Raw genomic sequence first — 26,039 nt, forward strand, 5'->3', positions numbered from 1 at the left:
CTGCCTAATAATGGCTAACATTGCAACCGAAACCAAAGGTTGACATCAACATGAGAAAGACATTATTATTTTTATATCTTTTATCTCTCGGCAGTATTGCCGCATACGGTCAGACACGTCTGACCCAAGACCCCAAACTGGAACGACAACTCCACGAAAGCGGACTGATACATCAACCCCTCCCCCTGGATATTGAAAACTCTTTCGAAACCAACGGATGGAAAAAGGAGGTCTTGCAAAGCGCTCCTCTCACCCGCTCGGCAGGTACAGAGGGATGGAGTCATTCCGGCGCAGGAAGCATGTCCTTCAGTACGGAAAAGACCGTTTCCGGCAAAGGCAGCATCAAACTGCAATTCCCCACATTCACCGGGAAAAGGGCGACCGGCTCTCCTTCCGACCCAGACTATGCCACCTACGGAAACAGCAGTGTTACCTATCATCTAGACGGCGCCAATCTGGAGAAGTACAACCGCATCGTATTCTCCATCTATCCCGATTGCGACGGCGCGCGCATCGTCAACATGAACCTCACGTTTCGCAATGCAGATACTCCTGCCAAGAAAGGATATAATCAGCCTTCGGGTTCACACCTCATTAACCTTATTAATAAGGAGTGGAACCAATGCTTCCTCGAAATAGACGAGTATCAGCGCGACAAGGTGATGTCCATCACCTTCAGCACAGCCCTCAAAGGCAAAGACCGGACAACAGGAGATTCAGCTATCTACTACCTGGACAATCTACAACTGCAAACGGTGAAAGCCCCTGAGAAAGTCAGCGGATGGATACCTGCCGATGGAAAAATCTCCTACTCGACAACCGGCTATGCCGTCAACCACCCCAAAACCGCCCTCATCAACACAAACCTCACCATAGACGCCGGAAAGCGCTTCCAACTGCTTACCCCAACCGGAGAAATAGCTTACGAAGGAGACATCCGAAAAGAGAAAACCACTCTCGGAGAATTTGGCCTTATTGATTTCACCTCCTTCAATAATCCCGGAGAGTATCAGCTGAAGGTCGGAACATCGCTAACTCCCACCTTCCGGATTGGAGAAAGACTTTGGGAAGATTCACAATGGAAAGTGCTGAACTTCATCTTCTGCCAGCGCTGTGGACATCCGGTTCCCGGCAAGCATTCCACCTGCCACGTAGACCTCATGTCCCGACATGACGGACGCAGCATCTCCTACTCCGGCGGATGGCACGATGCAGGAGACTTGTCCCAGCAAACCTTGCAGACGGGAGACGTGACCTTTGCTCTGCTCGAAGCCTATAATAAACAAAGAAATATCAACCCAGCCCTCGCCGCCCGCCTACGTGAAGAGGCGGAATGGGGAGTAGAGTTCATCCTAAAGAACCGCTACGGCGATGGTTACCGCGCCAGCAGCATGGGATTGCTTATCTGGCAAGACGGTGTGTTCAATACATTGGACGACATATCTTCCGTACGTGTACAGAACATGGCATTTGACAACTTTCTCTATGCCGGATACGAAGCTTACGCCTCCATGACGCTGGACAACGACCCGATGCTGCAGGAATACCTATTGCGCGTGGCCGAAGAAGATTTCGCTTTTGCTATGGAGAAGTTCAAAAAAGATGGCTTCGACCAGTTCGTCCAGCCTTACGAACACAGTTACAACACTTCGAAAAGTCAGTATATGGCTACCATCTCCTGGTCGGCAAGCCAATTATACAAGCTGACCGGAAAACCTTCTTATGCGGACATCGCCGCCGAATACATCCGCTACACCCTCGACTGCCAGCGCACGGAACCGCTGAAAGACAAAGACGGGACACGCGGATTCTTCTACCGGGACAAATCCCGCAAATCCATCGTACATTACATACACCAGTCGCGCGAGCAGGTCTATATGCAGGCTATGGTGATGCTTTGCGAAACCCAGAAGGAGCACCCCGATTACCCTAAATGGGTGAATTCCATACAACTATATGGAGACTATCTGAAAGGAATGATGAAGTATACCCATCCCTACGGTATGATTCCAAGCGGTGTTTACCATGCAGAGGAATATAAGGATACCACCAACTTCTACGCCCTCCATCTGTTTCCCCCTGCCAATGCCAAGGAACTGTACACGGAACAGATTAAACGAGGAGTACAACTGGACAAAGAGCACTACATGAAACGTTTCCCCGTGTGGTTCAACATTTTCAACGGCAATACCGCCATCCATCTTTCCAACGGAAAGTCCGCCGCCATCTGCGGAAACTTCCTGAAGGACAAGGAACTGCTCAACATCGGTCTGGAACAGTTGTACTGGACCGTAGGCAAGAATCCTTTCGGACAATCCTTGATTTATGGAGAAGGACACAACTATCCGCAACTGAATACCTTCTCTTCGGGAGAAATGACAGGAGAGATGCCCGTTGGTATCCGTACCCTGGGTAACGACGATGTCCCCTATTGGCCGCAAACCAACAATGCCTGTTATAAAGAGGTATGGATTACCTCGGCAGGCAAATGGCTGTCTCTGATTGCGGAATATTAGATAATGGAGAATTAATAACTTATAAATTATAAATTACAAATTATGAAACATCTGTTTATTTTATTGTTTACGGCTTGCACCCTGCTGACGTACGCACAAGTCCCCGAAGGTTATCCGGCAAACTATGCCAAAGCTCCTCGCTTCAAGGCCTTGATTTATTACACGCAACATGCGGAAGAAGCACACGTACAATTTGCAGAACAAGCAACCACTTTCTTCAAGAAGCTCAATTACGGTGACGGCTTTGTTCTGGATATTACTACCGATTTTTCAAAATACCCATACGAGAAACTGAAAGAATACAATGTCATTATCATGCTTAACACATCCCCCAACACCAAGGCCGAACGCGATGCTTTTGAGCAATACATGGAAAACGGAGGCGGTTGGGTAGGTTTCCACGCAGCTGCCTACAACGACAAAAACACGCATTGGCCCTGGTTCGTTAAGTTTCTTGGTGGTGGGGTGTTCTATTGCAACAACTGGCCTCCCCAGCCAGTATTGGTCGAAGTCGACAACGAAGAACATCCCGTTACCAAGAATCTGCCTGCATCATTCGTGGCTCCCGCCAGCGAATGGTACCAATGGACTCCCAGCCCCCGCCAGAACAAGGACGTAGAAGTACTCTTGTCCCTATCTCCCAAGAACTATCCACTGGGAATCAAGGATGTAGTGAATTTTGGCGACTTCCCCATCGTATGGTCCAACAAGAATTACAGAATGATTTACCTGAATATGGGACATGGTGACGAAGAGTTTATCGACGGTACACAGAACCTGCTATTGGTTAATGCTTTCCGCTGGGTAGTGAGCAAAGACAAGAACGGTGACCCGTTCCTCAAATGAAACAACTCCCATAACAGTAATCAAAAGAATAAAATAGGATAGTATTCTTCAAATCTTCTCCAAAATACAACACTTTTATGCCGAAACAGATACTTTTCGAAGGAAAAGGTATCTGTTTCGGTTGTTTCATATAGATACCCTTGCTGGTCCCGACAAGTTGGAATGATAGTTTCCTATAGTCGAAACCAAGAGTTTTAACCTTTGAAACGAATGGTTTTATCGAAAGAAACTTTTGGTTTTGCTTGTTGAAACCAATAGTCTTACTTGTCGAAACTTTTCGTATTTAGTCTTGAAACTAAAAGTTTCATGCTGAGAACTAAGATTATAACTATTTCAACGACCCACGAAACAAGTATGCATACCATCTTTTACAAAAATTGGAAAGCGTGATGGATGGTTGTAGTGTTTTTTATCTATCACAGGTATCCATCACACTTTAATTAACTTATAATCAAAAGAATAATCTCTTCGCGTGACAGCATGACAGATGTTTTGCCGAAATAAACTTTAGTGAGAGATACCGCCACTGCCTACACATAAAAATCCCCAGTATTCCAAAAGGAAATACCGGGGACTCTTCAGAAAGAAAACCAATCTAAACTTATAACCAGCCAGGGTTCTGTGTCAAGCCACCTTTAGCTCTATCCATTTCCGACTGGTCAATCGGGAAGTACCTGAACTTCTCCGTCCAACCTTTGTTACCTAAAATCTCTGTTCCTTTATCGAAACGCAGAATGTCAAACCAACGCTGCATTTCATCCATAAACTCATACCCACGCTCTTCAAAAAGAATATCCAACAACTCCTGCTTGCTCTTTCCCGCCAAGTTGATACGATGCTCTTTGTCTTTGAAAGCGCGGTCTCTGACCTGGTCGAACCAGCCTTGCGCATCGGCACTGGCAGTTCCGTTGATGCGTACATCAAGCTCCACAGCCAGCAGCAAAACATCGGCATAACGGTAAATACGCCAAGAGTTATAATAGTTATCCGTAGGGTTCACCGTAGACGTCGTCTCCTTTCTCGGATGAATCTTATAGTGCCCCAGGCCTTCGTAATTTTCCTGCTGGTCACTGACTTGGAAAGCACTTCCTGCCGGCAGTTCACCTTTGGCCACCATTTCTGCCACTTTCTTAGCCTCGTCCGCATAGACAATGACTGTTCCTTCTCGGCGCGTATCGCCTTCCTTAAACATGTTGTAAACGGAACTCGGCATGGTATTCTGCCCATAACCTTCGCCCAAGCCGCCCTGCTCGGCACTTCTCGGGTCAACAATGTTACGACCACCCAAAGAACGTGCAAGACCAAACCCTTCACCGGAGTTATTGCCGGCATAACATACCTCAAAGATAGATTCCGCACACCATTCTCCGTCTTTCACCCATAAGCTTTGATAATCAGGGTTCAACTGGTATCTTCCACTGGTGATTATTTCTTTCATGTCATTCAATGCCACCTGATATTTAGTCTCATCACGATGGAACAAAATAATTTTAGCACGAAGCAGCTTGGCAGCATCCCGGCAAACGCGTCCCTGCTGTGTAGCACTGCGCTGGGGCAGATACTTAGTCACTTCGTCATCCAAGTCACCTATCATAAACTCATAAATTTCTTCACGGGTTCCTTTGGCAACGCTATACATTTCACTGGCTGCCAGATAATGTTTGATAAGCGGGAATTGCTCATACCCCATAAACAGATGGTAATAGAAAATGGCACGGTAAAAGCGCGCTTCGGCAGAAATGGAATTGACAAAGTCTGCACTGAGGTTGCATCCAGCCAATTTGTCAATCAACAGATTGGCAGCAATGACTCCATTGAACAAGCCAAAATCCCACTCATTCCACCAAGAACCATATCCCCATGCACCGAAACAAGAAGTCGCGTCATAGGTAAAAGTATCCCATTTCGTCTTGTAAGACCCCTCACCGATACCACCGCCGGTTTCGGACTCATCACCCAGCAAAGAAGAGTAAGACCAAACCTCCGGCATACGGGTCTGCATTTCATTCATCACGGCATACAAGCCCTTCATCATATCGTCTTCCGTCTTATAGAATTCGGTTTCCGACACCTGAGTTCTCGGATTCACTTCCAGAAAATCTGAACAAGCTGTGGTCGACAAAGCCATCGCACCCAAAGCCAATACCTTTAATATCTTATTCATTGTATCTAATTTTTAGGTTAATCAAAATGTAATATTCGCACCGATAGTATAAGTACGTGCTTGCGGATATGTTCCCCCGTCAAATCCATCACGTGTTCCCACTTCAGGATCATAACCGCTGTAGTTGGTAATTGTAAACAGATTTTCGCCCTGCACAAAGAAACGCAGCCCCTTGACGCCGACACGCTGCAACATCTGTCCGGGCAGACTATAGCCAATCTGCAACACTTTCAAACGCATATACGAACCATCTTCCACAAAAAAGTTTGAAACCTGATAGTTATTGTTGTCACCATCTATCACACGTGGCACCCAATTGGAAGTGCCTTCACCATGCCAACGGTTCAGCCAAGATTTGTCGTAGTTACCAAAAGTCACATTGGAACGTCTGTACAGTTTATAAATGTCGTTTCCGATACTTCCCTGGAAGAATGCACTGAAATCAAATCCTTTCCAATCGGCAGAAAGAGTGAATCCATATGTCCAGTCAGGGTTCGGCTTGCCTATCATGGTACGGTCATCACCATTCAACCCATTTTCACCATCCAAATCTTTAAAACGAATATCTCCAGGCTTGGCATTCGGCTGTATCAGCTGAGTCTTTCCGTTAGAATCTACGTAGGTATAGCTATCTATCTCCTGCTGATTCTGGAAAATACCATCATGCAAGTAACCGTAGAAGAAGCCGTACGGACGCCCGTTCTCTCTCCAACTGACCTGGCCGCCCATACCACCGCCGATATTATTGAGACCGACACGGTCGGGGCCCTGGTCTGTTACGGTATTCTTCACATAAGAAGCATTTCCATTGATACCCAGATTCACTTCACCCACCTTAAAGCGATAGGACGCTTCGAACTCGATACCTTCGTTCTTCACTGTACCCGAATTGACCGTCATACTGCCATAACTGGTATAAAGAGGAATCGGCATGGAAAGCAGCATGTCCTTCGTCTTCTTCACGAAATAGTCGGCAGAGAATGTCAATGCACTGTTGAAGAAACGCAAGTCAATACCCAAGTCGGTCTGTTCGGAGGTCTCCCATTTCAAATCGGCATTGGCATAGCCACTGGGCAGCATGCCCGTATATACCTTTCCATTTATGACTGCATTCTTACCCTGACTCATCATACTTGTATAGGCAAAGGAGCCAATACGTTCGTTACCATTCTGTCCCCAGCTTAGACGTATCTTGGCAAAATCCAACCAGGAAGGTCTGTTCTCCATGAACTTCTCACGAGTCAACACCCAACCCAAAGAAACCGAAGGGAATGTAGCATATTGGTGCTCGCGACTGAAGTTTGACGAACCGTCCCGTCTCACTACCGCTTCGAACAAATACTTTTCATCATAATTATAATTGATACGTCCGAATATGGATGCAATGCGGTGATCTTCCGCCCCACCCCATACTTTGGACTGTTCTTCGGGCGCTGTGGCCGTGTCTATATATCCCTTGTCTATATCCACCACCAGCAGATTATAATCTTCCGCTTCCAAATTGGAGTAATGGTAGGAAGACATACTTGTACCGAACAGTGCACCTATATTATGACGGCCGAAAGACTTTGTATACGACAGTACATTTTCCCACTGCCAATAGGAAGACTCCCTTTTCTTATCCTCTACCTTGGAAGTGGCATTCTTACTGGTAGCATTCAGCTCGTAGACCGGAGTTACATTCTTGATGGAATTGAACACCCATTCCGCACCATAGGTAGTCTTGAACTTCAAACCCGGTAACAAGTCCACATCAAGGTTAAAGTTCGCACCGAAATTCTGAGGCATAGTCCTCTGGTTATGACTGACCTGCATGGCTGCCAGCGGATTGGTTATTTCACGCATCTCGATGATATTGTATGCCAGGCCGTTGGGAGCAATGACATGATTTGGATAAGTTACGGCATATTGCTCCAGTATAGCAGGGTCGGTCTGATAAACCGGCTCGGTAGGAGGCAACATATTCATGGAAGTAATCAAGCCCGCTGCTTCACTATTGCCAATAGTATTACCAGTCTGGATTGACTTGGAATAGCTTGCAATTGCACCAAAACTAATCTTATTCAACCAATTTCGTGATTTCGTGTCCAGTAATACATTATTGTAATTCAAGCGTACATTGTAGCGTTCATAATCAGCATGTCCTTTGGCATAAATACCTTCTTGCTTTACATAACCGAAAGAAGCATAATAGGTAGAGTTGTCCGTACCGCCACTCAACGAAACCTTGTGGTTCATAATAGGAGCATTCTTGTTCTGCAGTTCCTTTTGCCAGTCGGTATTGACGCTGGAAACAGTCGGGAAATAAGGGTCCTTACCTGCGTTGGCAGCCATTTCATTCATCAACATCTGATAATCCGCACTACCCAGCAAATCCACCTTCTTGGAAGGATTCTGAATACCGTACGTAAATTCATAGTTCAAAGTAGCCTTCCCTTTAGTACCCTTCTTCGTAGTTATTAGCACAACACCGTTAGCACCACGGGCTCCGTAAATAGCGGCGGAAGCTGCGTCTTTCAGCACTTCAATAGACTCTATATCAGAAGGATTCAAATGACTGATACCACTTTCAGACGGCATGCCGTCTACTATATAAAGCGGATCGGAGTTGTTGACCGTACCGGTACCTCGAATACGAATCTTTGATTCCGCACCGGGCTGACCTGAATTAGAGATAATCTGTACACCGGAAACTTTACCTTTCAAGGCATTCTGAATATTTGTAGGATTACCTTTATCCAACTCTTCACTGGTAACACGGCTCACAGCAGACGAAAGTACACTCTTCTTTTGTACACCATAGCCTACTACCACTACCTCGTCCAGCAACTCTGAAGAATCAGTAAAACGGACTTTCAGATTTGTATCTGCAGCAGTCAGTTTATACTCAATAGGCTCATAACCGATAAAAGTGAAAACCAACACATCACCCACAGAAGCTTTCAGACTGAAATTTCCATCAATATCCGTCACCGTACCGATAGCCGGATTACTTTTCATACTGACATTAGCACCCGGAACCGTTTCTCCGGAAGGGTCATAAACGATACCCTGCACATTAATTTGTTGTGCGAAGAGCTGCAAAGTGCAACTGAGAATGCAAAGCAGCAAAAGGACTCTTTTTCTTTTCATGATAATAGTATTAGTTTATAAAATAGGAAATTATTCATATTGTATTGATACAAATTCCAATACTTCGATAAGCGAAATTACGTAATAAACAAGAAATAGAAGTTGAATATTTCTCATAAGGAGTTCATTTACTAACACATCCATAAAAAACGTTTTATTTTAAACTTAAAGTGATAAAGTTTAAACCCATAAAAAAACGGATACGTTTCTGTACGTACCCGTTTTCTTCCAAATCCATTGAGAATAAAGAGGATTACCTTCCTAAAGTCCAGTCAATGGCATTTCTGAACATGGTCGTAAACCCTTCCGTTTCGTACAATTTGCTGCTATGCCCTATCTGGAAATAAACATTGCGTGCCTTTTTGTTTTCATTGACCCAAACCACCGGATGATCGCCCATCTTGATGTCCGACGCAGGCGTATAACTCGACTCATCCACATTGGCCAGTACATGTACATTGGGACGCGGACTCTTGTCATAAGTATACCACTCGTCATCGGGCACAACGAAAGAGGCCGGAACACCCTTCATTACCGGATGCTGCTCATCTTCTACAATCAGCGTACCGTCGGCCAGCGGAGCTATGTAATTCTTGAAACGCACGCCACCCATAAAATCAGAGAACCATTGCCACATGGGATAACCGTCAAACTCGCCCAGCAAAGTGGCATGATGGAAACCAATCCAGCCGCCATGCCCTTCTTCTATATACTTGACAAAAGCATCTTCCGCTTCCTTCGGCCAAGTATAAGGTGGGAAATCCAATTGGATAACCAGGCTGAACTGCGACAAGTAAGCCTCCGTTATGTTCCTGGCATTGTTTATCTCGGTAATACTGAAATTCCTTTTTGCACCTTCGGCCGCCAACCACTTCAAGCCAGCATCCGTAAATCCTCCGTGCTGTCCGCCACGTTCCGTCAACACCAGCACCTTCGTCTTGTGCAGCTTGCCCAACAGGTTTTCTGCCACCGTATGGCGCAAATCACCCTGTTCATTGTCTCCACTATAGTCCCAATACATGCCTCCCAGCAAATCCTTATCCAGAATATACTGGCACTTGATGGCAAGTGAACGGGGATTCTCAAAACCAAATACCAACGTATCGTTCTTATCGGCCAGATAAGGCACTTGAGCCACATCATCCCACTTCTCCGTATATTGGGTATCCGTATTCCCTACCTTATTATAATCCTGGAAACTGGGATAACCATTGCCACCACGACCATAGAAGGGCATACCCATCACCAGCTTGGAAGGCGGTACGCCTGCTTTCAAATGTGCGGTAACGGCACCGTCCGAAGTAATATCACCGCTATGTCCCGACGGATAAAGCGCCGAATGGTGCTTGGGAGCGGAAGCCATGTCATAAGCCATGATATTCACAAAATCAACGAAAGGCAAGATAGCCTTGAAGTCAATGTAACGGGCAGAAGCTACGGTGGCAAGTGTCAGTTCCTTTTCATTGCCGATGGCAGCTCTGATAGCCTGCATCAGAAGTGTAAAATTCTCCGTATCGTCCGGTGACGAGGATATATTTGCCATAGAGCTGGTGGGATATTCCCAATCGATGTCAATGCCATCCAAAGCGAATTCCTTCACCACACGGTCACAGTCCGCGGCAAAGGCACGGCGATACTCATCATTGGCAGCCATCTCACTGAAACGTCCGCTTCCCCAGCCGCCGATGGAAAGCAACACTTTCAGCTCCGGCTTCTGTTTTCTTAAATCAACAATCTGCTTCAAACGCTTCTCATTGTCAATCTTGACGCCATTGAAATTCTCGTTTACATGCCCGAACGCATAGTTAATATGCGTCATGTACTGCGGGTCGGGCATCACCTCACTCCACGAAGTGACGTAAGCAACCACGACCTTTGAATCGCGGGAAACCGCAAGTGCCTCTTCTCCGGACTTAACGCTACCGCATGAAGCCAATACGCCTAAAGCGACAGCCATCATCATTTTAATTTTTTTCATAAGTACTATCTTTAATTACAAATTATCGCAGGTCTGACGGACCCGTGAACCTATCAATGCATAATACAGCATAAACGCTTCTCCAAAGAGGACAATGAACCATGACCATCTCCAGCCTCCAAGAACATCGGCAAGCACTCCCTGCAACAAGGGCAATATGGCACCGCCTACCACTCCAATCATGAACACACCCGAAGCCACCGAAGTGTATTTTCCCAAATGGGCAACGGACAATGTAAAGATAGCTCCCCACATGATGGAATGAAACAGACCTACTGCCGTGAGCAGCCACGGATTATTCAGAAGAATAGCCAGCAAGGCAAGTACTCCTGCCGATACCGTAGTAACCGTCAACTGCACGCGAGGAGAAATCTTGCTCAGGCTGCTCCCCACCAGGCGGCCCACAAGCATGCCACCCCAATAGAGCGTAGCCATCAGCGCCGGAGAAGCATAATCCATCTCAATGGCATACAGATTGATATTGGCTCCGATACAGACTTCCACTCCCACATAAAAAAAGATAGCCACCACACCCAATGTCAGATGGCGGAAGGACCATACACTCTTTTCCAACCTCTCCCCTTTTTCTACCCTGGTTCCCTGAATATCGGGTAAAGACAATTTCATCAACAGCAGCACAATTAAAGAAATAACCACCATCAATGCCAGAAACGGAACCATCAACTGGTCAATCTGAATATCCTCCATAGACAAACCGCCAAACACGACACCAGTTACGAAATAAGGAGCAAGCGTAGTTCCCACAGAATTGGCAGAACCGCCTATAGCCAAACGCTGAATGGACTGGGTACCCTTGACATGGCAAGCCGTCAGATAAGGATTTATAACCACTTGCAGAATGGTAGCCGAAGCCCCTACCACGAAAGAACCCAGTAAGAAAATCAAGAACCCTCCAGGGATAACATTATTTCCTGCATGCCAATTCGCTTCAGGAAAGTGTACTGTGAAATAGGAAGAGGCAAAGAATAAACCAAGTCCCACAATCATCACCAGCAATCCACGCATCAATGTTCCTTTATATCCGTATTTACTAATCCACGACGAGCCTACCCCTCCACAAACCGGATAAGCAAGGAACCAGGAGAAAGTAATCAAAGTAGCAAAAGTATTTTTCAACCCGCCCACTTCCGAAAGAAAAGTTTCTTTTAAAGGCCCTTGAAACTGAGTATTGGCAGTCGTAAGGAAACCTACAATAAAGAACAAGAACACCATCGTGATGAATGGCCCCATATAGTTTATTTGTTTTTCTTGTTGTGTCATAGTATTTTGATTATTAATTCAAATAATTAGTTATCAGCCGCCTGCAAGGCGACTTAGCAGTTAAGCATGCTTGCCGCCGCCTCATCCAGCAGAAATTCACAGTTGGGATGAAGCTGAAGGATGGAAGCAGGAACATCTGTTGTCACAGGCCCTTCAAGCATCCGCTTGACAATATTCGCTTTATTAGTCCCTTTGGCAACCAGTACAATCCGGCGTGCCTGCATAATGTTCTTTATTCCCAAAGTAGCCCCTCCCAACTCTTTATCGGGAGGAGTACCCGTTTCTCTACGGATGCGTTCTTCCAGTTCCACATTCATCCGGGTCACCCATGCTTCACCGCCAAAGGGAGATTCCGGCTGGTTGAATCCCAGATGTCCGTTCTCACCCAACCCTAAAATCAGCAAATCAATGCCGCCACGGTTCGCAATTTCCTGCTGGAAATCCCTGCATGACTGTTCAAAATCACCAGAAATGGTAGGCAGCATCAAAAAATTCTCTTCCTTGATGCCCAATGTATCCATCAACTCCGTTTTCAGCATCGTGTAGCATGCTCCGGCATATTCGCGCGGCACATTCATTACCTCATCCAATCCGAAGAAAGTAACGGTATCCACCTTAAACGGATATTTAGTATAGATTTCTCCCACCAACCGATGAAGATTGCCGGTAGTACGTCCCGTCGAAAGTCCTATCACACTCTCCGGTTCATTCAACATCTGCCCGATGATGCGCCATGCAGCCGTGCAGTCAAACTCCTTTTCATTCTTTGTTATTGTTATTTTCATATTCTTAATCATTAATTCCTAATCACATATTCATCGCCACCGCGCCGGCCCCCAGAAGCCCGATAAATCCGGGATTCAGTTTCGTAATGACAACCCCGTTGCTGACAAAACGCATGGTCGTAGGATGAAGTTTCTCCAGAATCTTCTCGTGCATATACCCGTCGGCCACAATGCCTCCACCCAACACCACCGTGTCCGGGTCAATCACACGTACCAGATTCATGATAAGATTGGCAAGCGCCTCAGCTGCATTCTCCACCAGCACCGTACAGAGAGGGTCACCTTTCTGACTAAGTGCAAACACCTCACTCACAATCACCCGTTCCCCTTTTTCAGCCGGAATATGCAGGCCGGTCTCATACTGGTTGCGGAGCAGACGGGCACAATTGTCAAAACCTATGCCGGCAGCAATCGCCTCCACACAGTCCATCCGTCCACAACCGCATTTAATGCCTATGTTCACACCTACACGCACGTGTCCCACTTCGCCGGCATTGAAATGGCTGCCACGGATTTGTCTCCCATTTATCACCGTACCCACGGCAATGCCTGTACCTACATTTACGTATATGAAGTTTTTGGAAATTTGTCCGAATCCCCAGACGCGTTCGGCTCTTGTAGCGCTCTTCACATCATTGTCTATATGGCAAGGCATGCCATATATATCCGACAGTTCCTTTGCCAACTCAATCCGCTGTGTCCTGCTCGGGTCAATCTGCAGCCAGACACCTTCGTTGGGATCTACACGCCCTATCAGCCCAACACCCATCGCTACCGGTTTCTGGTCATACCAGCCCACGGTACGGATATAATCATCGAGCGACGACTTGATGATTTCCAGCGCAGCCTGCTGATTAAAGTAACCGGAGTCATATTTCTTATACCTCAAAATGTTGCCACGGCTATCCATTTCGCCAATCAGCAACTTCGTGCCTCCTAAATCAAGACCTAAATACGTTTCCATTTTTTATATGCGTTTTTTAATATTGTTTACTGTCCACAATATTACGCACTATCAGGGAGACAAGGGTTTATTCTCTGACAAAAAAGGTTTAATACTTGTCAGCAGTGGTTCAAAAGCAGTCTTCATGGCTCTAAATTTTGCTGGGACTGGTACCAAACTGCTTTTTGAAGCATGTACTGAAATATTTCGGGTCAGAAAATCCGACCATATTCGCCACTTCCCCTATCGAATATTTCCGGGAAACCAGCAGCTCTTTTGCCTTGTTCAAACGGACAATGCGGATGAAGTCATTCGGTCCCTGCCCGGTCAGCGTCTTTATCTTATTGTAGACAGAAGTGCGGCTCATGCCCAGCATCCGGCAGAAGTCATTGATGGAGAATTCCGAATCGGACAACTCCTCCTCAATCACCTTCATAACCTTGTCCAGAAACTCCTTGTCCAACTGGCTGGTATAGTCTGTCTCTTCGGGCTGCGCATCCATCGCCAACACGGTTTCGCGCAAATGCTGCCTATTCTGAAGAATATTCCTAATACGCACTTTCAGCACAGACAAGTCGAAAGGCTTGATGATGTAGTCATTGGCACCGGCTTCCAGTCCGAAGATGATATTTTCCCTCTCACTCAGTGCGGTCAGTAATATAATAGGTATATGGCTTGTATCTACCGATGACTTCAGAATCCGGCACAATTCATCACCTTCCAGTACCGGCATCACAATGTCCGAGATAATAATATCAGGATTGATTTCCCTTGCCGTCTCCAATGCCTTTCCGCCGTCGGGCACGGCAACTACCTTATATTCGGAAGACAAGCTGTCCACCAGATACTCCCTCATATCCGCATCGTCCTCCGCCAGAAGAAGGACATTCCTCCCGGCACGTTCCGTTTCTTCATGCACAGCCCCGGTAGCGGCCTGAGCTTCTTCCTGGCCGTCAGCCTTCGCTTCCACCGCCACGCTCGCCTTTATCCTCTGCGGGAAAGTTACCGTAAACGTAGTTCCCTGTCCCTCCACGCTACTGAAAGAGATGGTGCCGTGATGCTGTTTCACAATGCGGCGCGTAATCATCAGACCGATACCCGAACCGGTTTCCTCAAAGTTCATGGCATTCTGGGCTCTATAATATTCGTGAAAAATATTGCCCTGCTCCTCTTTTGGAATGCCGATACCCGTATCCTTCACTTCAATAGTCCACTTCTTTCTTGCAGTCTTCACCAGTATGTGAATGACTCCCTTCTCTGTATACTTCAAGGCATTGGAGAGCAGATTGTCTATGATATGATCCATCTTCTCCCGGTCAATCCAAACCTTGGGCATATCCGGCTCCACCTCCAACTCTATCCCGACGCTCTTCTGCATGGCGGCTAAGTGAAACTCCGCCATTTTTTCCTCCAGATAAGCCTTAATGTCGTATGGAGAAACCTTCAGACACTCCTCGGCATGCAGTTCCGTTTTCTGCAACTCAAGCAGTTGAGTAATCATTCCCATCAGTTTTTCCACATTCTTCATTGCCACCGCAACGGTTTTCTTACCCTGCTCCGGAAGTCCCTCCTGCGCTTCGAGCTCGCTCAGCGGAGCCTTTATTAAAGTAACCGGTGTACGGATATCATGGGCTATACTGATAAAGGAACGTATCTTGTCCCTTATACGCCCCTCGTTCACCTTATGCCTCCTATACTGCACAAATATGTAGACAAAGACAGACAACAAGATGAAATAGATGAACAGCGCCCACCACGAAACCCAGTAAGGGTTATGAATGACAATGTCCAGACTTCTTTCTCCCACCTGCTGCCCGGTGTATTTATCAAATGCCCGCAAGCGGAATACATACTTACCGGACGAGAGATTCATATAGCTCACGTTCCGCACTGAATTGGAGTGTTCCCACTCCTCATTGTGATTTTCGAGCCTATACTCATATCTGATACGATGCGGGACTGCAAAGTTGATGGCAGAGAAGGAAATAGAGAAGGAGTTTTGATTATACTTCAAATCTATTTTCCGGGTATCATTGATATTCGTTTGCAAAAGAGAGCCTTTCATTCCCGCTTTGACCGATTCATAAAGCAGTTTAAAGTCTGTCAGAATCAGCTCAACGGGTGCATGAGTCCCCAAGTCCAAAGACGGAAGGAAGGAAAGGCCCCCTTCTGCGGTACCGAAAGCAAGGCATCCATTCTTCAACTTAAGGGCAGCATTCGGGTTGTAATATCCCCAGCTGACATCCAAAAAATCATTGGCACTGATGATAATATCCCGGGAACAATCCAAGCAATACAATTCCTTCTCCGTACTGAACCAGATACGCCCTTCGTTATCCTCCAGCAGACTATTGATGGAATTGGAAACCAGATTGTCATCTACGGTATATGCATGCGCCTCTTTCCCATCCAGACCAACACGTATAAGGCCTTCCCCGTCTGTCGCCAGCCAAATATCACCGGATGAAGACTGCATCAAGCAACGGATAGGATAATGCAGAGAGATGTCTCCAAACGTCTGATGCCACTGCGTGTCTCCCGACTTCTTATCAAAGACGGCCAACCCACTACAACCGGCAATCAGTAATGAGCCCCCCTTACCCGGCTTTATGTCACCTATGCAATCAATCGGGTAATATGTATAAGTATCCGTCCGTATATCGTAACGGGTAAACTCTCCTTCAATACCACCGAACCAGATATAATCCCCTTCCGCATAAATGGCATAAACATAGTCGGTGGCTATTCCCTTCTCCGGATGTACATTTCTTTTCTCTTTCTTCTGTACCCGTCCGGTCTGTTTATGAATACAATAGACACCGATACCATAGCCACCTACCCAGATGTTTCCCCCGGAGTCTTCGGCAAGCGCCAATACCACTTTGCCACTATATTCCGTACTGTCCAGATAGTGGGTCCATTTGCGTGACCGAGGTTGATAGAGGCTGACGCCGTTGTTTGTACCATACCAATAATCTCCCTCCGAGTCCTGAAACATTACATTTACATGGTCCGACTTCAGGGAATTATCATTATTGCGTTCGTGTCTGATTCTATAGACATCCGGCATCTCCGGATCCAGATAGCTGATACCATTCGTAGAAGTGCTAATCCACACAACTCCGGATTCATCCACACAAATATCGGATACCGTATTACCACTCAAGCTTTTGTCATCATCCCCGTTATTCATGTAATGGTTCAAAAGTTTTCCGGTAGCGACATCCATGCAAAAAACACCTGCACCGTCGGCTCCCACCAGCAGCAAATTATCCTTTGTCCTTGCAAACGAACGGATAGGTACATGAGGAATCCGGTCATTCAAGGGATGTATCCGCCCGTCGGGACCGTCAAGCACAAATACCCCGTTTGAAAAGGTACCGATGAACAGCTTCGCTCCGAAGACATAGAGCGATTCCACATGCATCTCTGTATGCAGGCCAACCGGCCTCGTCTCAAAAGACGAAGCACCTGCCGTTCCTACCCTCGTCAGCCGGAAGACACCCTTGTCGGTGCCTGCAAAAAACACTTCATCTTCCATTTGGACCATGCAACGGACAGATTGCCCCTTCAATCCGGCAAAAGACAGCCCTGCACTTTCTTCCCAAGAATAAAGCCCCTTCGACATACACAACCACAAACGGTTTTCGTCATCAAACAGAATATTATACAATACCGGAGAAGGCAAGTAATCGGCCAAGTCCACACGCAATTGGAAAGAGTCCGTCAGTTTGTTGTATGCATAGATTTTTCCATTCTTCAATGCAACCCAGACAATACCCTCCTTATCACACATCATGGTAGTGGAAGACTGGATATTGTCCCTGGAATCAACCATTCCGTCCAACTTGTAATGCTTGATTTCATTCCCGTCATAACGATCTATCCCGACATGAGTATACACCCAGACAAATCCGGCTGAATCCTTGTTTATCTGGAATACTTGCCGACTGCCCAATCCCTCCTTGATACCCAAGGTGCGGAATGAACCGGCAAACAAGTCAGCGGACAAAAAAACGGACACCCATAACAGCAGAAATGTACATGCAACGGATTTATATGGAAACGGATATGGAGCAGACATAGGTCATATATTGTTTTTTTGGATGCAATATTACGCATAAATATAAAAAAAACGGTCGAAAAACTATCCGAATAGGTTCGATTTCTATTACTTTTGCCTTCCGAAACCAACAAATCATGAGAAGCCATGCTCAGTAAGTTCAAATTAAACCAGCTCTATTTCAAGGACACACAGTTTGCCAACCTCATGACACGGCGCATTTTCAATGTCCTTCTGATAGCCAATCCTTACGATGCCTTCATGCTGGAAGATGACGGCCGCATCGACGAAAAGATATTCAACGAATACACTTCGCTTTCCTTGCGCTACCCTCCCCGTTTCACGCAGGTTTCCACTTGCGAAGAGGCGCTGACACAGCTGTCCTCCATCTCTTTCGACCTCATCATCTGCATGCCGGGTACGGGAGACAACGACAGCTTCGACGTGGCACGATACATCAAAAGCCTATATGAGCAAATTCCGATGGTGATACTTACCCCTTTCAGCCACGGCATCACCAAGCGCATTGCCAATGAAGACCTCAGTCCCTTTGAGTATGTGTTCTGCTGGCTGGGAAATACCGACTTGCTGGTTTCCATCATCAAGCTGATAGAGGACAAGATGAACCTGGAGCACGACGTCAACGAAGTGGGTGTGCAGCTCATCCTGCTGGTGGAAGACGGCATCCGCTTTTACTCCTCCATCCTGCCCAATCTGTATAAATTCGTATTGAAGCAGAGCCAGGAATTCTCTACCGAAGCACTGAATGCCCACCAGCGCACGCTGCGCATGAGGGGACGTCCCAAAATTGTACTGGCACGTACGTACGAAGAAGCCTTCGGCATCTACCAAAAATATAAGAATAATATATTAGGTGTCATCACCGACGTACGCTTCCCCCGCGTAGAACGGGGCGAGAAGGACGGACTGGCCGGTATCAAGCTCTGTGCCGCCATCCGCAAGGAAGACCCGTTTGTACCCCTTATCATACAGTCCAGCGAATCGGACAACGTAGCGTATGCAGCCAAATACGATGCCGCCTTCATCGACAAGAATTCCAAAAAGATGGATGTGGACCTGCGCCGTATTGTATCAGACAATTTCGGCTTCGGCGACTTTATCTTCCGCAACCCGGACACGCTGGAAGAGATTGCCCGCGTAAAGAATCTCAAAGAGCTGCAGAACATTCTTTTTGCTGTTCCGGCAGAATCATTCCTTTACCACATCAGCCGCAACCACGTCAGCCGCTGGCTCTACTCGCGTGCCATGTTCCCCGTGGCAGAGTTCCTGCGGCCCATCACCTGGAATAGCCTGCAAGACGTGGATGCCCACCGTAAAATTATCTTCGAGGCTATCGTGAAATACCGCAAGATGAAAAACCAGGGAGTAGTGGCAGTCTTCAGGCGCGACCGCTTTGACCGATACTCCAACTTTGCCCGTATTGGAGACGGTTCGCTGGGAGGCAAGGGGCGCGGACTGGCTTTCATCGACAACCTGGTGAAGCATCACCCCGAGTTCGAAGAGTTTGAGAATGCCCGTGTCGCCATCCCCAAGACCATCGTGCTCTGTACCGATGTGTTCGACGAGTTTATGGATACCAACAATCTGTATCAGATAGCCTTGTCCGATGCCGACGATGACGTCATCCTGCGCTACTTCCTCAAAGCAAAGCTGCCCGACCGCCTGGTGGAGGACTTCTTCACCTTCTTCGACGTGGTGAAGTCGCCGCTTGCCATCCGTTCGTCCTCGTTGTTGGAAGACTCGCACTACCAACCCTTCGCCGGCATCTACAACACCTACATGATTCCCTATCTGGACGACAAGTACGAGATGCTGCGCATGCTGAGCGATGCCATCAAGGGAGTATATGCTTCGGTCTACTTCCGCGACTCGAAGGCATACATGCAGGCAACGAGCAACGTTATCGACCAGGAAAAGATGGCTGTCATCCTGCAAGAGGTAGTGGGCAACCAGTATGGTGACCGCTACTACCCCAGCATGTCCGGCGTGGCACGTTCGCTCAACTACTACCCCATCGGCGACGAGAAGGCAGAAGAAGGTATCGTCAATCTGGCGCTCGGTTTAGGTAAATACATCGTGGACGGTGGCATGACGCTCCGCTTCTCGCCCTATCACCCCAACCAGGTGCTGCAAACCAGCGAAATGGAGATTGCCCTCAAAGAGACTCAGACCCGCTTCTATGCCCTCGACCTGCGCAATGCCGGTCACGACTTCTCCATCGACGACGGCTTCAACCTGCTGAAACTGCACGTCAAAGAAGCGGAAAAGGATGGAGCACTGAACTACATAGCCTCCACCTACGACCCTTACGACCAGATTATCCGCGACGGGCTTTATCCCGGCGGACGCAAAGTCATCACCTTTGCCAACATCCTGCAACACGACGTATTCCCCCTGCCACGCATCCTGCAACTGGCTTTGAAATACGGAGAGCAGGAGATGCGCCGTCCCGTAGAGATAGAGTTTGCCGCCACCATGAGCCGCGAGAAGGACAAAACCGGCACCTTCTACCTGCTGCAAATCCGCCCGATAGTCGACACCAAGGAGATGCTGGATGAAGACCTTACCGCTATTCCAGACAACCAGGTACTGCTCCGTTCCAACAACTCATTGGGACATGGCATCATGAACGAGATACATGACATTATCTATGTGAAGACAGACGACTATAGTGCCTCCCACAACCAGGAGATTGCCTGGGAGATAGAGAAGCTGAACCAGCAGTTCCTGGACGAAGGCCGCAACTATGTCCTTGTAGGTCCCGGACGCTGGGGTAGCAGTGACACCTGGCTCGGCATCCCCGTGAAGTGGCCGCACATCAGCGCTGCCCGCGTGATAGTGGAAGCCGGACTGACCAACTACCGGGTAGACCCCAGCCAGGGAACCCACTTCTTCCAGAACCTGACCTCCTTTGGAGTGGGATACTTTACCATCAACGCCTTTATGAATGACGGCGTATACAATCAGGAATTCCTGAATGCACAGCCTGCCGTACACGAGACGAAGTACCTGCGGCATGTACATTTCCACCAGCCGATGGTGGTAAAGATGGATGGCAAGAAGAAACTGGGAGTGGTGCTGATGCCCGAAGAATAAATCAGTCCGTCAGCCGGTGCAGCACAATCATCACCACCTCTGCGGGGGCAAACATGCGGATGGCCTTCTGCGAAGTGCCGATGCCGTTGGTGACAATCATCGGGATGTTCTTTGAGTTGTACTTCAGCCCGGAGAGGAACCGCTGCCCGTAGTGCGAGGGGACTATCGGTGCATAAAGCCCGAACAGCGTCACCTGCCCGCCATGCGTGTGTCCGGCCAGAATGAGGTCGGAGTTTGTCACCGGGACGTCCTCGGCATAGTCCGGCGTATGCGTCAGCAGGATTACGAAATCGTCGGGCGAAAGGCCGAGTGTGGGCGATGTGCCGTTCTTGGCCAAGTCGAAAGGATTGCGCACGCCCGCCACAAGAATCCGCTCGCCGCCACGCCGCAGGGTGTCCACCTTATGCTCCAGCAGATGCATGCCATAATGCCTCATTTCGCGCACGATGTCGTCATAGCAAGCCTCGTAGTCATTGTTGCCAAGCACGGCATAGGTGCCCAACGGCGTCTTCACTTGCGCCAGGGCAGCCATGACGGGCGGCACGTACTGGCAGCCTTCGTGAAAGTCACCGCCAATCAGCAGCACGTCGGCCTTCTGGTCTATGAGCAGGCGGACCAGGTCCTTCAATCCCTCCTCCTTCAGCAGGCTTTTGTAGTGCAGGTCGGAGACAAAGGCGATGCGGAAGCCCTCGAAGGCGGCAGGCACGTCGCGATGCGTGAAGTCGTACGTCTTAATGCGGCTGACGCCCTTATAGGCCGAGCCTACGTGGGTGGTTTTCGATGTGATTCTTGTACCTCGCTGCACAATTACCTTTTGTACCGGTGCCGTTTTCTTTATCTGCTGTTTCTTTACCTCGCCCTTCGCCGGCTGGCGGCGGACATTACGCAAATCAGACTGGTCAAAGGTGAACATCGGCGAAAGGCGGGCAGGCAACCCGATAGTATCGCCAAGCTGCGTGCTGTCTGCCTGCATGACTGGCTGCGGCAACGACACGGTAATCATCCGCTTGGAACGGCAGGAAGACAAGAGCAGCAGAGAAAGAATGGATATGTAGACTAACTTCTTCATCATAAGTGGGTACAAATATAGGGATTTTCAGTATTTTTGCTGGCAGATGCCGAACTAAATTGGAACTACGATGAACGAGATTAAACAGAATTCACCCTACGCATGGTTTCTCGCCGCCCGCCCCAAGACGTTGACGGGAGCCATCATCCCGGTATTGCTGGGCAGTGCCCTTGCCTTCAGCGACGGACAGTTCAAGACCGCACCCGCCCTGCTGTGCGCCCTCTTTGCCTGCGGCATGCAGATTGCCGCCAACTTTATCAACGACCTCTTCGACTTCCAGAAAGGGACCGACCGTCGGGAAGACCGGCTGGGGCCGCAGCGCGCCTGCGCCGAAGGTTGGATTACGCCGGCAGCCATGAAAACCGGCATCGGCATCGCACTGACACTGTCGTGCCTGGCAGGGCTGGCAGTGCTGTTCACCGTCTGGGGGCAGCTGCCCCACGGAGGCTGGGAACTGGTGGTGCTGGGCGTGGTGTGCATACTGTTTGCTTTCCTCTATACCACGCTGCTCTCCTATCGGGGCTGGGGCGACGTACTGGTGCTGGTGTTCTTCGGCTTCGTGCCCGTATGCGGCACCTACTACGTGCAGGCCTATACGCTGAATATGGATGTGGTGGTGCTGTCGCTCGTCAATGGCCTCGCCATAGACACCTTGCTGATGGTGAACAACTATCGCGACCGCGAGCAGGATGCCGTAAGCGGCAAGTGTACGCTGGTGGTACGCTACGGCAAGAAGTTCGGTGAGAATATGTATCTGGCACTGGGCATCGCCGCCGTGCTGCTCTGCTTCTGGTTTGTCTACACGGGCAAGCTGACTCCACTGGAATTTATCTGGGCTCCCTGCGTCTATCTCTATATGCACGCACTGACGTGGCGCAAAATGATACAGATAGGTAGCGGTAAAAAGCTGAACAGCATACTGGGCGAGACGTCGCGCAATATGCTGTTCTTAGGATTACTGTTAGCGGTGGCGCTGAATTGAGAGGTTAGAGGTTAAGGATTAGCGGTTAGACCCTAATCCCTAAACCTTAACCTCTACCTCCATACATCTGTTCGTAATACTTCTGATAATCACCGCTGGTCACTTCTTCCACCCACGGCTGGTTGTTCAGGTACCATTCAATGGTCTTGACGATGCCGACCTCGAACTTCGTCTCCGGATACCAGCCCAGGGCATTGGTAATCTTTGTGGGGTCGATGGCATAACGCTGGTCGTGACCTAGGCGGTCTTTGACGAAGGTGATAAGGTCTTCGTTTATCCAGCTGATGTCAATCGTGCCGTCGGCGGCTTTTACTTGTTTCTTCAGCACTGCACGGTAACGGGGTTCTTCCTCCATCAAGCGGCGGACGGTGGCAATAGTCAGCTTCACGATTTCAAGATTGGTCTTTTCGTTGTGACCGCCTACGTTGTAGACTTCGCCTTCCACACCCTCGCGGACAACCAGGTCGATAGCTTTGCAGTGGTCTTCCACGTAGAGCCAGTCACGCACGTTGCTGCCGTCGCCATAGACGGGGAGGTTCTTGCCTTCGAGAATATTCTTGATGATAAGCGGAATCAGCTTTTCGGGGAAGTGATAAGGACCGTAGTTGTTGGAACAGCGGGTGATAGTGACGGGCATCTTATAGGTATCGTGATAGGCCATCACTACCATATCGGCACTCGTCTTGCTGGCGCTGTAAGGGCTGTGCGGGCAGAGCGGGGTTTGCTCTGTGAAGTAGCCTTCGGCACCAAGTGAGCCGTAAACTTCGTCGGTAGACACTTGATGGTAACGAACGCCTTTGCGCCAAGTGGGATAACCGGACTCGTCCTTGCCCGTGACCCAGGCACGGCGGGCGGCGTCGAGCAGGTTTTGTGTACCCAGGATGTTGGTCATCAGGAAAAGCTGGGGATTCTCTATGCTACGGTCTACGTGGCTCTCGGCAGCAAAATTCACTACGTAATCGAATTTATACTTGGCAAACAGTTCGTCGGCAAGCACGCGGTCGCAGATGTCACCTTTTACAAAAAAGCAACGTTCATCGTCAATGTCATTGGCAATGGTGCCCAGATTGCCTGCGTAGGTCAAGGCATCCAGTATCACCACTTTAATATCATTATGTTTTGCCAGGATGTATTTAATATAGTTGGCGCCGATAAAACCGGCGGCACCGGTTACGAGATAAGTCTTCATGAGAATTAAAAATTATAAATTAAAAATTAAAGTCAGCGGGCCTTTATAGGAGAACTATTCTCCTTCTCTTTTTGGGGAACAAAGAGTTCATCGCTTCGATTCAGCCAGTTCCATCAGGTATTTGCCATATTCGGTCTTGCCAAGCTGTTCACCCAAGCGATACAGCTGGTCTACATCTATCCAGCCCTTGCGCCAGGCAATCTCTTCGATACAGCTCACGCGGAAGCCTTGACGGTTCTGGATGGTGGCGACAAAATTGCTGGCTTCCAGCAGGCTGTCGCAATTGCCGGTGTCGAGCCAGGCAAAGCCACGGCCGAAGAGCTCCACTTTCAGTGTGCCCTCGTCCAGATAGAGACGGTTGAGGTCGGTAATTTCGTATTCGCCGCGAGCAGAGGGCTTCAAGGAGGCGGCTTTCTCTGTCACGGTGGAGTCGTAGAAGTACAGTCCGGGGACGGCATAGTTGCTTTTAGGATTGGCAGGCTTTTCTTCCAGCGAGACGGCTTTGCCGTTGGCATCAAACTCCACTACACCGTAGGCACGGGGGTCCTTGACGTAATAACCAAAGATGCAGGCACCCTTGTCTATGGAAGCGGCACGCTTCAGCATGGCGGAGAAGCCTTGACCGTAGAACATGTTGTCGCCCAGAATAAGGCAGCCCGGTCCGCCGTCCAAGAACTCTGCACCCAGCACAAAGGCTTGTGCCAGTCCGTTGGGATTCTCTTGTATCTTATAGGAAAAGGACATACCGAGTTCTTCGCCGGTTCCCAGCAGCTCGCGGAACATGGGTAAGTCACGTGGAGTAGAGATAATAAGCACTTCGCGAATTCCCGCCAACATCAGTGTAGAGAGCGGGTAGTATATCATCGGCTTGTCGTAGACGGGCATTATCTGCTTGGAGATAGCCTTGGACAACGGATAGAGACGAGTGGCACTGCCACCTGCAAGAATAATTCCTTTCATATTTCAGTTCTTTTTCGGTGATACTTCAAAATGGAGAATAAAATAAGAAGGAGGACGATGCCCCACGGCTCTACTTGCTATTCGGGTACAAAGATAATGGAAAAATTCGATTAAGTGAAGGCTTGGTTTCATCTTTTTACTTCATTGCTTTGCTTACTCCGGTACATTGTTTTGCTTACTTCAGTGCGTAACGGCCGTCACCCCTTGATGAAACGGTCTTCACCTCAGCGTGTAACGACCTTTACCAAATAGTGTAACGGCCTTTACCCAATAGCGTAACGACCTTTACATTAGCATGTAACGGCTTTTACACTACAGCGTAAACAATCGGTAAATACAATCCATTGAAAATAAACAAACTACATCATCGGTCAGCAAGTTCTATCACCTCCAAATCTTTAAACGTTCCCCCATCAACCGCAAAGCGTACCATCGTACGCACCTTATGGAAACCTTGAATGCCCGCAGCGCCCGGATTGATGTGGAGTACATCCAACGTCTTGTCATACTTCACCTTCAGTATATGCGAGTGCCCGCTGATGAACAGCTTTGGGGGACGCACCAGAATGCTGCCCTTGATGGAAGGGTCGTAGTTGCCGGGATAACCGCCGATATGCTTCATCAGCACCTCCGCCCCATCCACCGTGAAACGGAGAATCTGCGGATAGAGCTGCCGTATCTCCTGCCCGTCAATATTGCCATACACGGCACGGAAGGGACGGAAAGCCGCCAGCTTCTGTGCCACTTCCAGCGAACCGATGTCACCGGCATGCCATATTTCGTCACAGCCCTCAAAATATTGCAGGTACTTTTCATCCCAGTAGCCATGCGTATCCGATAATAAACCAACTTTTGTCATCTTTCCTTTGTTTATTAAGACAAAGGTAATTATATTTGGGAAAGAAATCAATATGCTAATGTGATAATGTGCCAATATGCTAATTGGCTGCGCACCATCCGCGAACTTCTCTTCATTAGCACATTGGCACATTAATCACTTTAGCACATTAAACT

The 26,039-nt window shown here is 48.4% G+C and carries 15 protein-coding genes; 4 read left to right on the forward strand and 11 right to left on the reverse strand.

Features of this window, described 5'->3' with window-relative positions; all coding sequences use genetic code 11:
• Nucleotides 1-50: 50 nt before the first annotated feature.
• Both H1A11_RS11435 and H1A11_RS11440 read left to right on the forward strand, forming a co-directional pair.
• Nucleotides 51-2,516, forward strand: a complete 2,466-nt coding sequence (locus H1A11_RS11435) for a glycoside hydrolase family 9 protein (RefSeq protein WP_181757230.1) — start codon at nt 51-53, stop codon at nt 2,514-2,516.
• Nucleotides 2,517-2,558: 42 nt separating this feature from the next.
• Nucleotides 2,559-3,362: a ThuA domain-containing protein gene (locus tag H1A11_RS11440; RefSeq protein ID WP_022401156.1), complete on the forward strand. Its 804-nt coding sequence runs from the start codon at nt 2,559-2,561 to the stop codon at nt 3,360-3,362.
• A 601-nt stretch (nt 3,363-3,963) separates the two neighbouring features.
• Here H1A11_RS11440 and H1A11_RS11445 read toward each other — a convergent pair.
• From H1A11_RS11445 to H1A11_RS11475, 7 genes are all read right to left on the reverse strand, one after another.
• Nucleotides 3,964-5,526: a RagB/SusD family nutrient uptake outer membrane protein gene (locus tag H1A11_RS11445; protein ID WP_181757231.1), complete on the reverse strand. Its 1,563-nt coding sequence runs from the start codon at nt 5,524-5,526 to the stop codon at nt 3,964-3,966.
• Nucleotides 5,527-5,547: 21 nt separating this feature from the next.
• Nucleotides 5,548-8,658 (reverse strand): TonB-dependent receptor, encoded by a 3,111-nt coding sequence (locus tag H1A11_RS11450; RefSeq protein ID WP_181757232.1) that lies wholly within the window; start codon nt 8,656-8,658, stop codon nt 5,548-5,550.
• A gap of 253 nt (nt 8,659-8,911) precedes the next feature.
• On the reverse strand, nt 8,912-10,636 hold the full coding sequence (locus H1A11_RS11455) for a glycosyl hydrolase family 18 protein (protein ID WP_181757233.1): 1,725 nt from the start codon (nt 10,634-10,636) through the stop codon (nt 8,912-8,914).
• Nucleotides 10,637-10,651: 15 nt separating this feature from the next.
• On the reverse strand, nt 10,652-11,917 hold the full coding sequence (locus tag H1A11_RS11460) for an MFS transporter (protein WP_181757234.1): 1,266 nt from the start codon (nt 11,915-11,917) through the stop codon (nt 10,652-10,654).
• A 53-nt stretch (nt 11,918-11,970) separates the two neighbouring features.
• On the reverse strand, nt 11,971-12,702 hold the full coding sequence (locus tag H1A11_RS11465; RefSeq protein ID WP_120138000.1) for a 6-phosphogluconolactonase: 732 nt from the start codon (nt 12,700-12,702) through the stop codon (nt 11,971-11,973).
• A gap of 22 nt (nt 12,703-12,724) precedes the next feature.
• Nucleotides 12,725-13,666 (reverse strand): ROK family protein, encoded by a 942-nt coding sequence (locus H1A11_RS11470; protein ID WP_005833057.1) that lies wholly within the window; start codon nt 13,664-13,666, stop codon nt 12,725-12,727.
• A gap of 130 nt (nt 13,667-13,796) precedes the next feature.
• Nucleotides 13,797-17,729, reverse strand: coding sequence for a two-component regulator propeller domain-containing protein (locus H1A11_RS11475; RefSeq protein WP_181757235.1), 3,933 nt, complete (start codon nt 17,727-17,729; stop codon nt 13,797-13,799).
• 126 nt (nt 17,730-17,855) lie between these two features.
• Between H1A11_RS11475 and H1A11_RS11480 the strand changes: the two genes are divergently transcribed.
• Nucleotides 17,856-20,825 (forward strand): PEP/pyruvate-binding domain-containing protein, encoded by a 2,970-nt coding sequence (locus tag H1A11_RS11480; RefSeq protein ID WP_181757236.1) that lies wholly within the window; start codon nt 17,856-17,858, stop codon nt 20,823-20,825.
• 1 nt (nt 20,826) lies between these two features.
• Here H1A11_RS11480 and H1A11_RS11485 read toward each other — a convergent pair whose 3' ends face one another.
• Nucleotides 20,827-21,894, reverse strand: a complete 1,068-nt coding sequence (locus H1A11_RS11485; protein WP_181758091.1) for a metallophosphoesterase — start codon at nt 21,892-21,894, stop codon at nt 20,827-20,829.
• Nucleotides 21,895-21,964: 70 nt separating this feature from the next.
• Here H1A11_RS11485 and menA point away from each other — a divergent pair, with 70 nt between their 5' ends.
• Nucleotides 21,965-22,876 carry a 1,4-dihydroxy-2-naphthoate octaprenyltransferase gene (menA, locus tag H1A11_RS11490; protein WP_181757237.1) on the forward strand — a complete coding sequence of 304 codons (912 nt, stop codon included), beginning with the start codon at nt 21,965-21,967 and terminating at the stop codon, nt 22,874-22,876.
• A gap of 46 nt (nt 22,877-22,922) precedes the next feature.
• On the opposite strand, the gene rfbB is transcribed toward menA, so the two are convergent.
• The 3 genes from rfbB to H1A11_RS11505 all read right to left on the reverse strand — a co-directional run bounded on the left by rfbB (nt 22,923) and on the right by H1A11_RS11505 (nt 25,884).
• Entirely contained in the window at nt 22,923-24,065 is a 1,143-nt protein-coding gene (gene rfbB, locus H1A11_RS11495) for a dTDP-glucose 4,6-dehydratase (RefSeq protein ID WP_005827045.1), read from the reverse strand.
• A gap of 87 nt (nt 24,066-24,152) precedes the next feature.
• Nucleotides 24,153-25,025, reverse strand: coding sequence for a glucose-1-phosphate thymidylyltransferase RfbA (gene rfbA / locus H1A11_RS11500; protein WP_005827046.1), 873 nt, complete (start codon nt 25,023-25,025; stop codon nt 24,153-24,155).
• A gap of 364 nt (nt 25,026-25,389) precedes the next feature.
• Nucleotides 25,390-25,884 carry a metallophosphoesterase gene (locus H1A11_RS11505; protein WP_005827049.1) on the reverse strand — a complete coding sequence of 165 codons (495 nt, stop codon included), beginning with the start codon at nt 25,882-25,884 and terminating at the stop codon, nt 25,390-25,392.
• Nucleotides 25,885-26,039: the final 155 nt, after the last annotated feature.

This window comes from Bacteroides sp. CACC 737, assembly GCF_013874375.1.
GTDB lineage: Bacteria > Bacteroidota > Bacteroidia > Bacteroidales > Bacteroidaceae > Bacteroides > Bacteroides uniformis.

Coding starts and splice junctions, on each gene's coding strand:
- H1A11_RS11475 (WP_181757235.1), bottom strand. CDS start 17,729: ATGTCTGCTCCATATCCGTTTCCATATAAATCCGTTGCATGTACATTT.
- H1A11_RS11465 (WP_120138000.1), bottom strand. CDS start 12,702: ATGAAAATAACAATAACAAAGAATGAAAAGGAGTTTGACTGCACGGCT.
- H1A11_RS11485 (WP_181758091.1), bottom strand. CDS start 21,894: ATGAAGAAGTTAGTCTACATATCCATTCTTTCTCTGCTGCTCTTGTCT.
- H1A11_RS11450 (WP_181757232.1), bottom strand. CDS start 8,658: ATGAAAAGAAAAAGAGTCCTTTTGCTGCTTTGCATTCTCAGTTGCACT.
- H1A11_RS11480 (WP_181757236.1), top strand. CDS start 17,856: ATGCTCAGTAAGTTCAAATTAAACCAGCTCTATTTCAAGGACACACAG.
- H1A11_RS11435 (WP_181757230.1), top strand. CDS start 51: ATGAGAAAGACATTATTATTTTTATATCTTTTATCTCTCGGCAGTATT.
- H1A11_RS11445 (WP_181757231.1), bottom strand. CDS start 5,526: ATGAATAAGATATTAAAGGTATTGGCTTTGGGTGCGATGGCTTTGTCG.
- menA (WP_181757237.1), top strand. CDS start 21,965: ATGAACGAGATTAAACAGAATTCACCCTACGCATGGTTTCTCGCCGCC.
- H1A11_RS11460 (WP_181757234.1), bottom strand. CDS start 11,917: ATGACACAACAAGAAAAACAAATAAACTATATGGGGCCATTCATCACG.
- H1A11_RS11455 (WP_181757233.1), bottom strand. CDS start 10,636: ATGAAAAAAATTAAAATGATGATGGCTGTCGCTTTAGGCGTATTGGCT.
- H1A11_RS11505 (WP_005827049.1), bottom strand. CDS start 25,884: ATGACAAAAGTTGGTTTATTATCGGATACGCATGGCTACTGGGATGAA.
- H1A11_RS11470 (WP_005833057.1), bottom strand. CDS start 13,666: ATGGAAACGTATTTAGGTCTTGATTTAGGAGGCACGAAGTTGCTGATT.
- H1A11_RS11440 (WP_022401156.1), top strand. CDS start 2,559: ATGAAACATCTGTTTATTTTATTGTTTACGGCTTGCACCCTGCTGACG.
- rfbA (WP_005827046.1), bottom strand. CDS start 25,025: ATGAAAGGAATTATTCTTGCAGGTGGCAGTGCCACTCGTCTCTATCCG.
- rfbB (WP_005827045.1), bottom strand. CDS start 24,065: ATGAAGACTTATCTCGTAACCGGTGCCGCCGGTTTTATCGGCGCCAAC.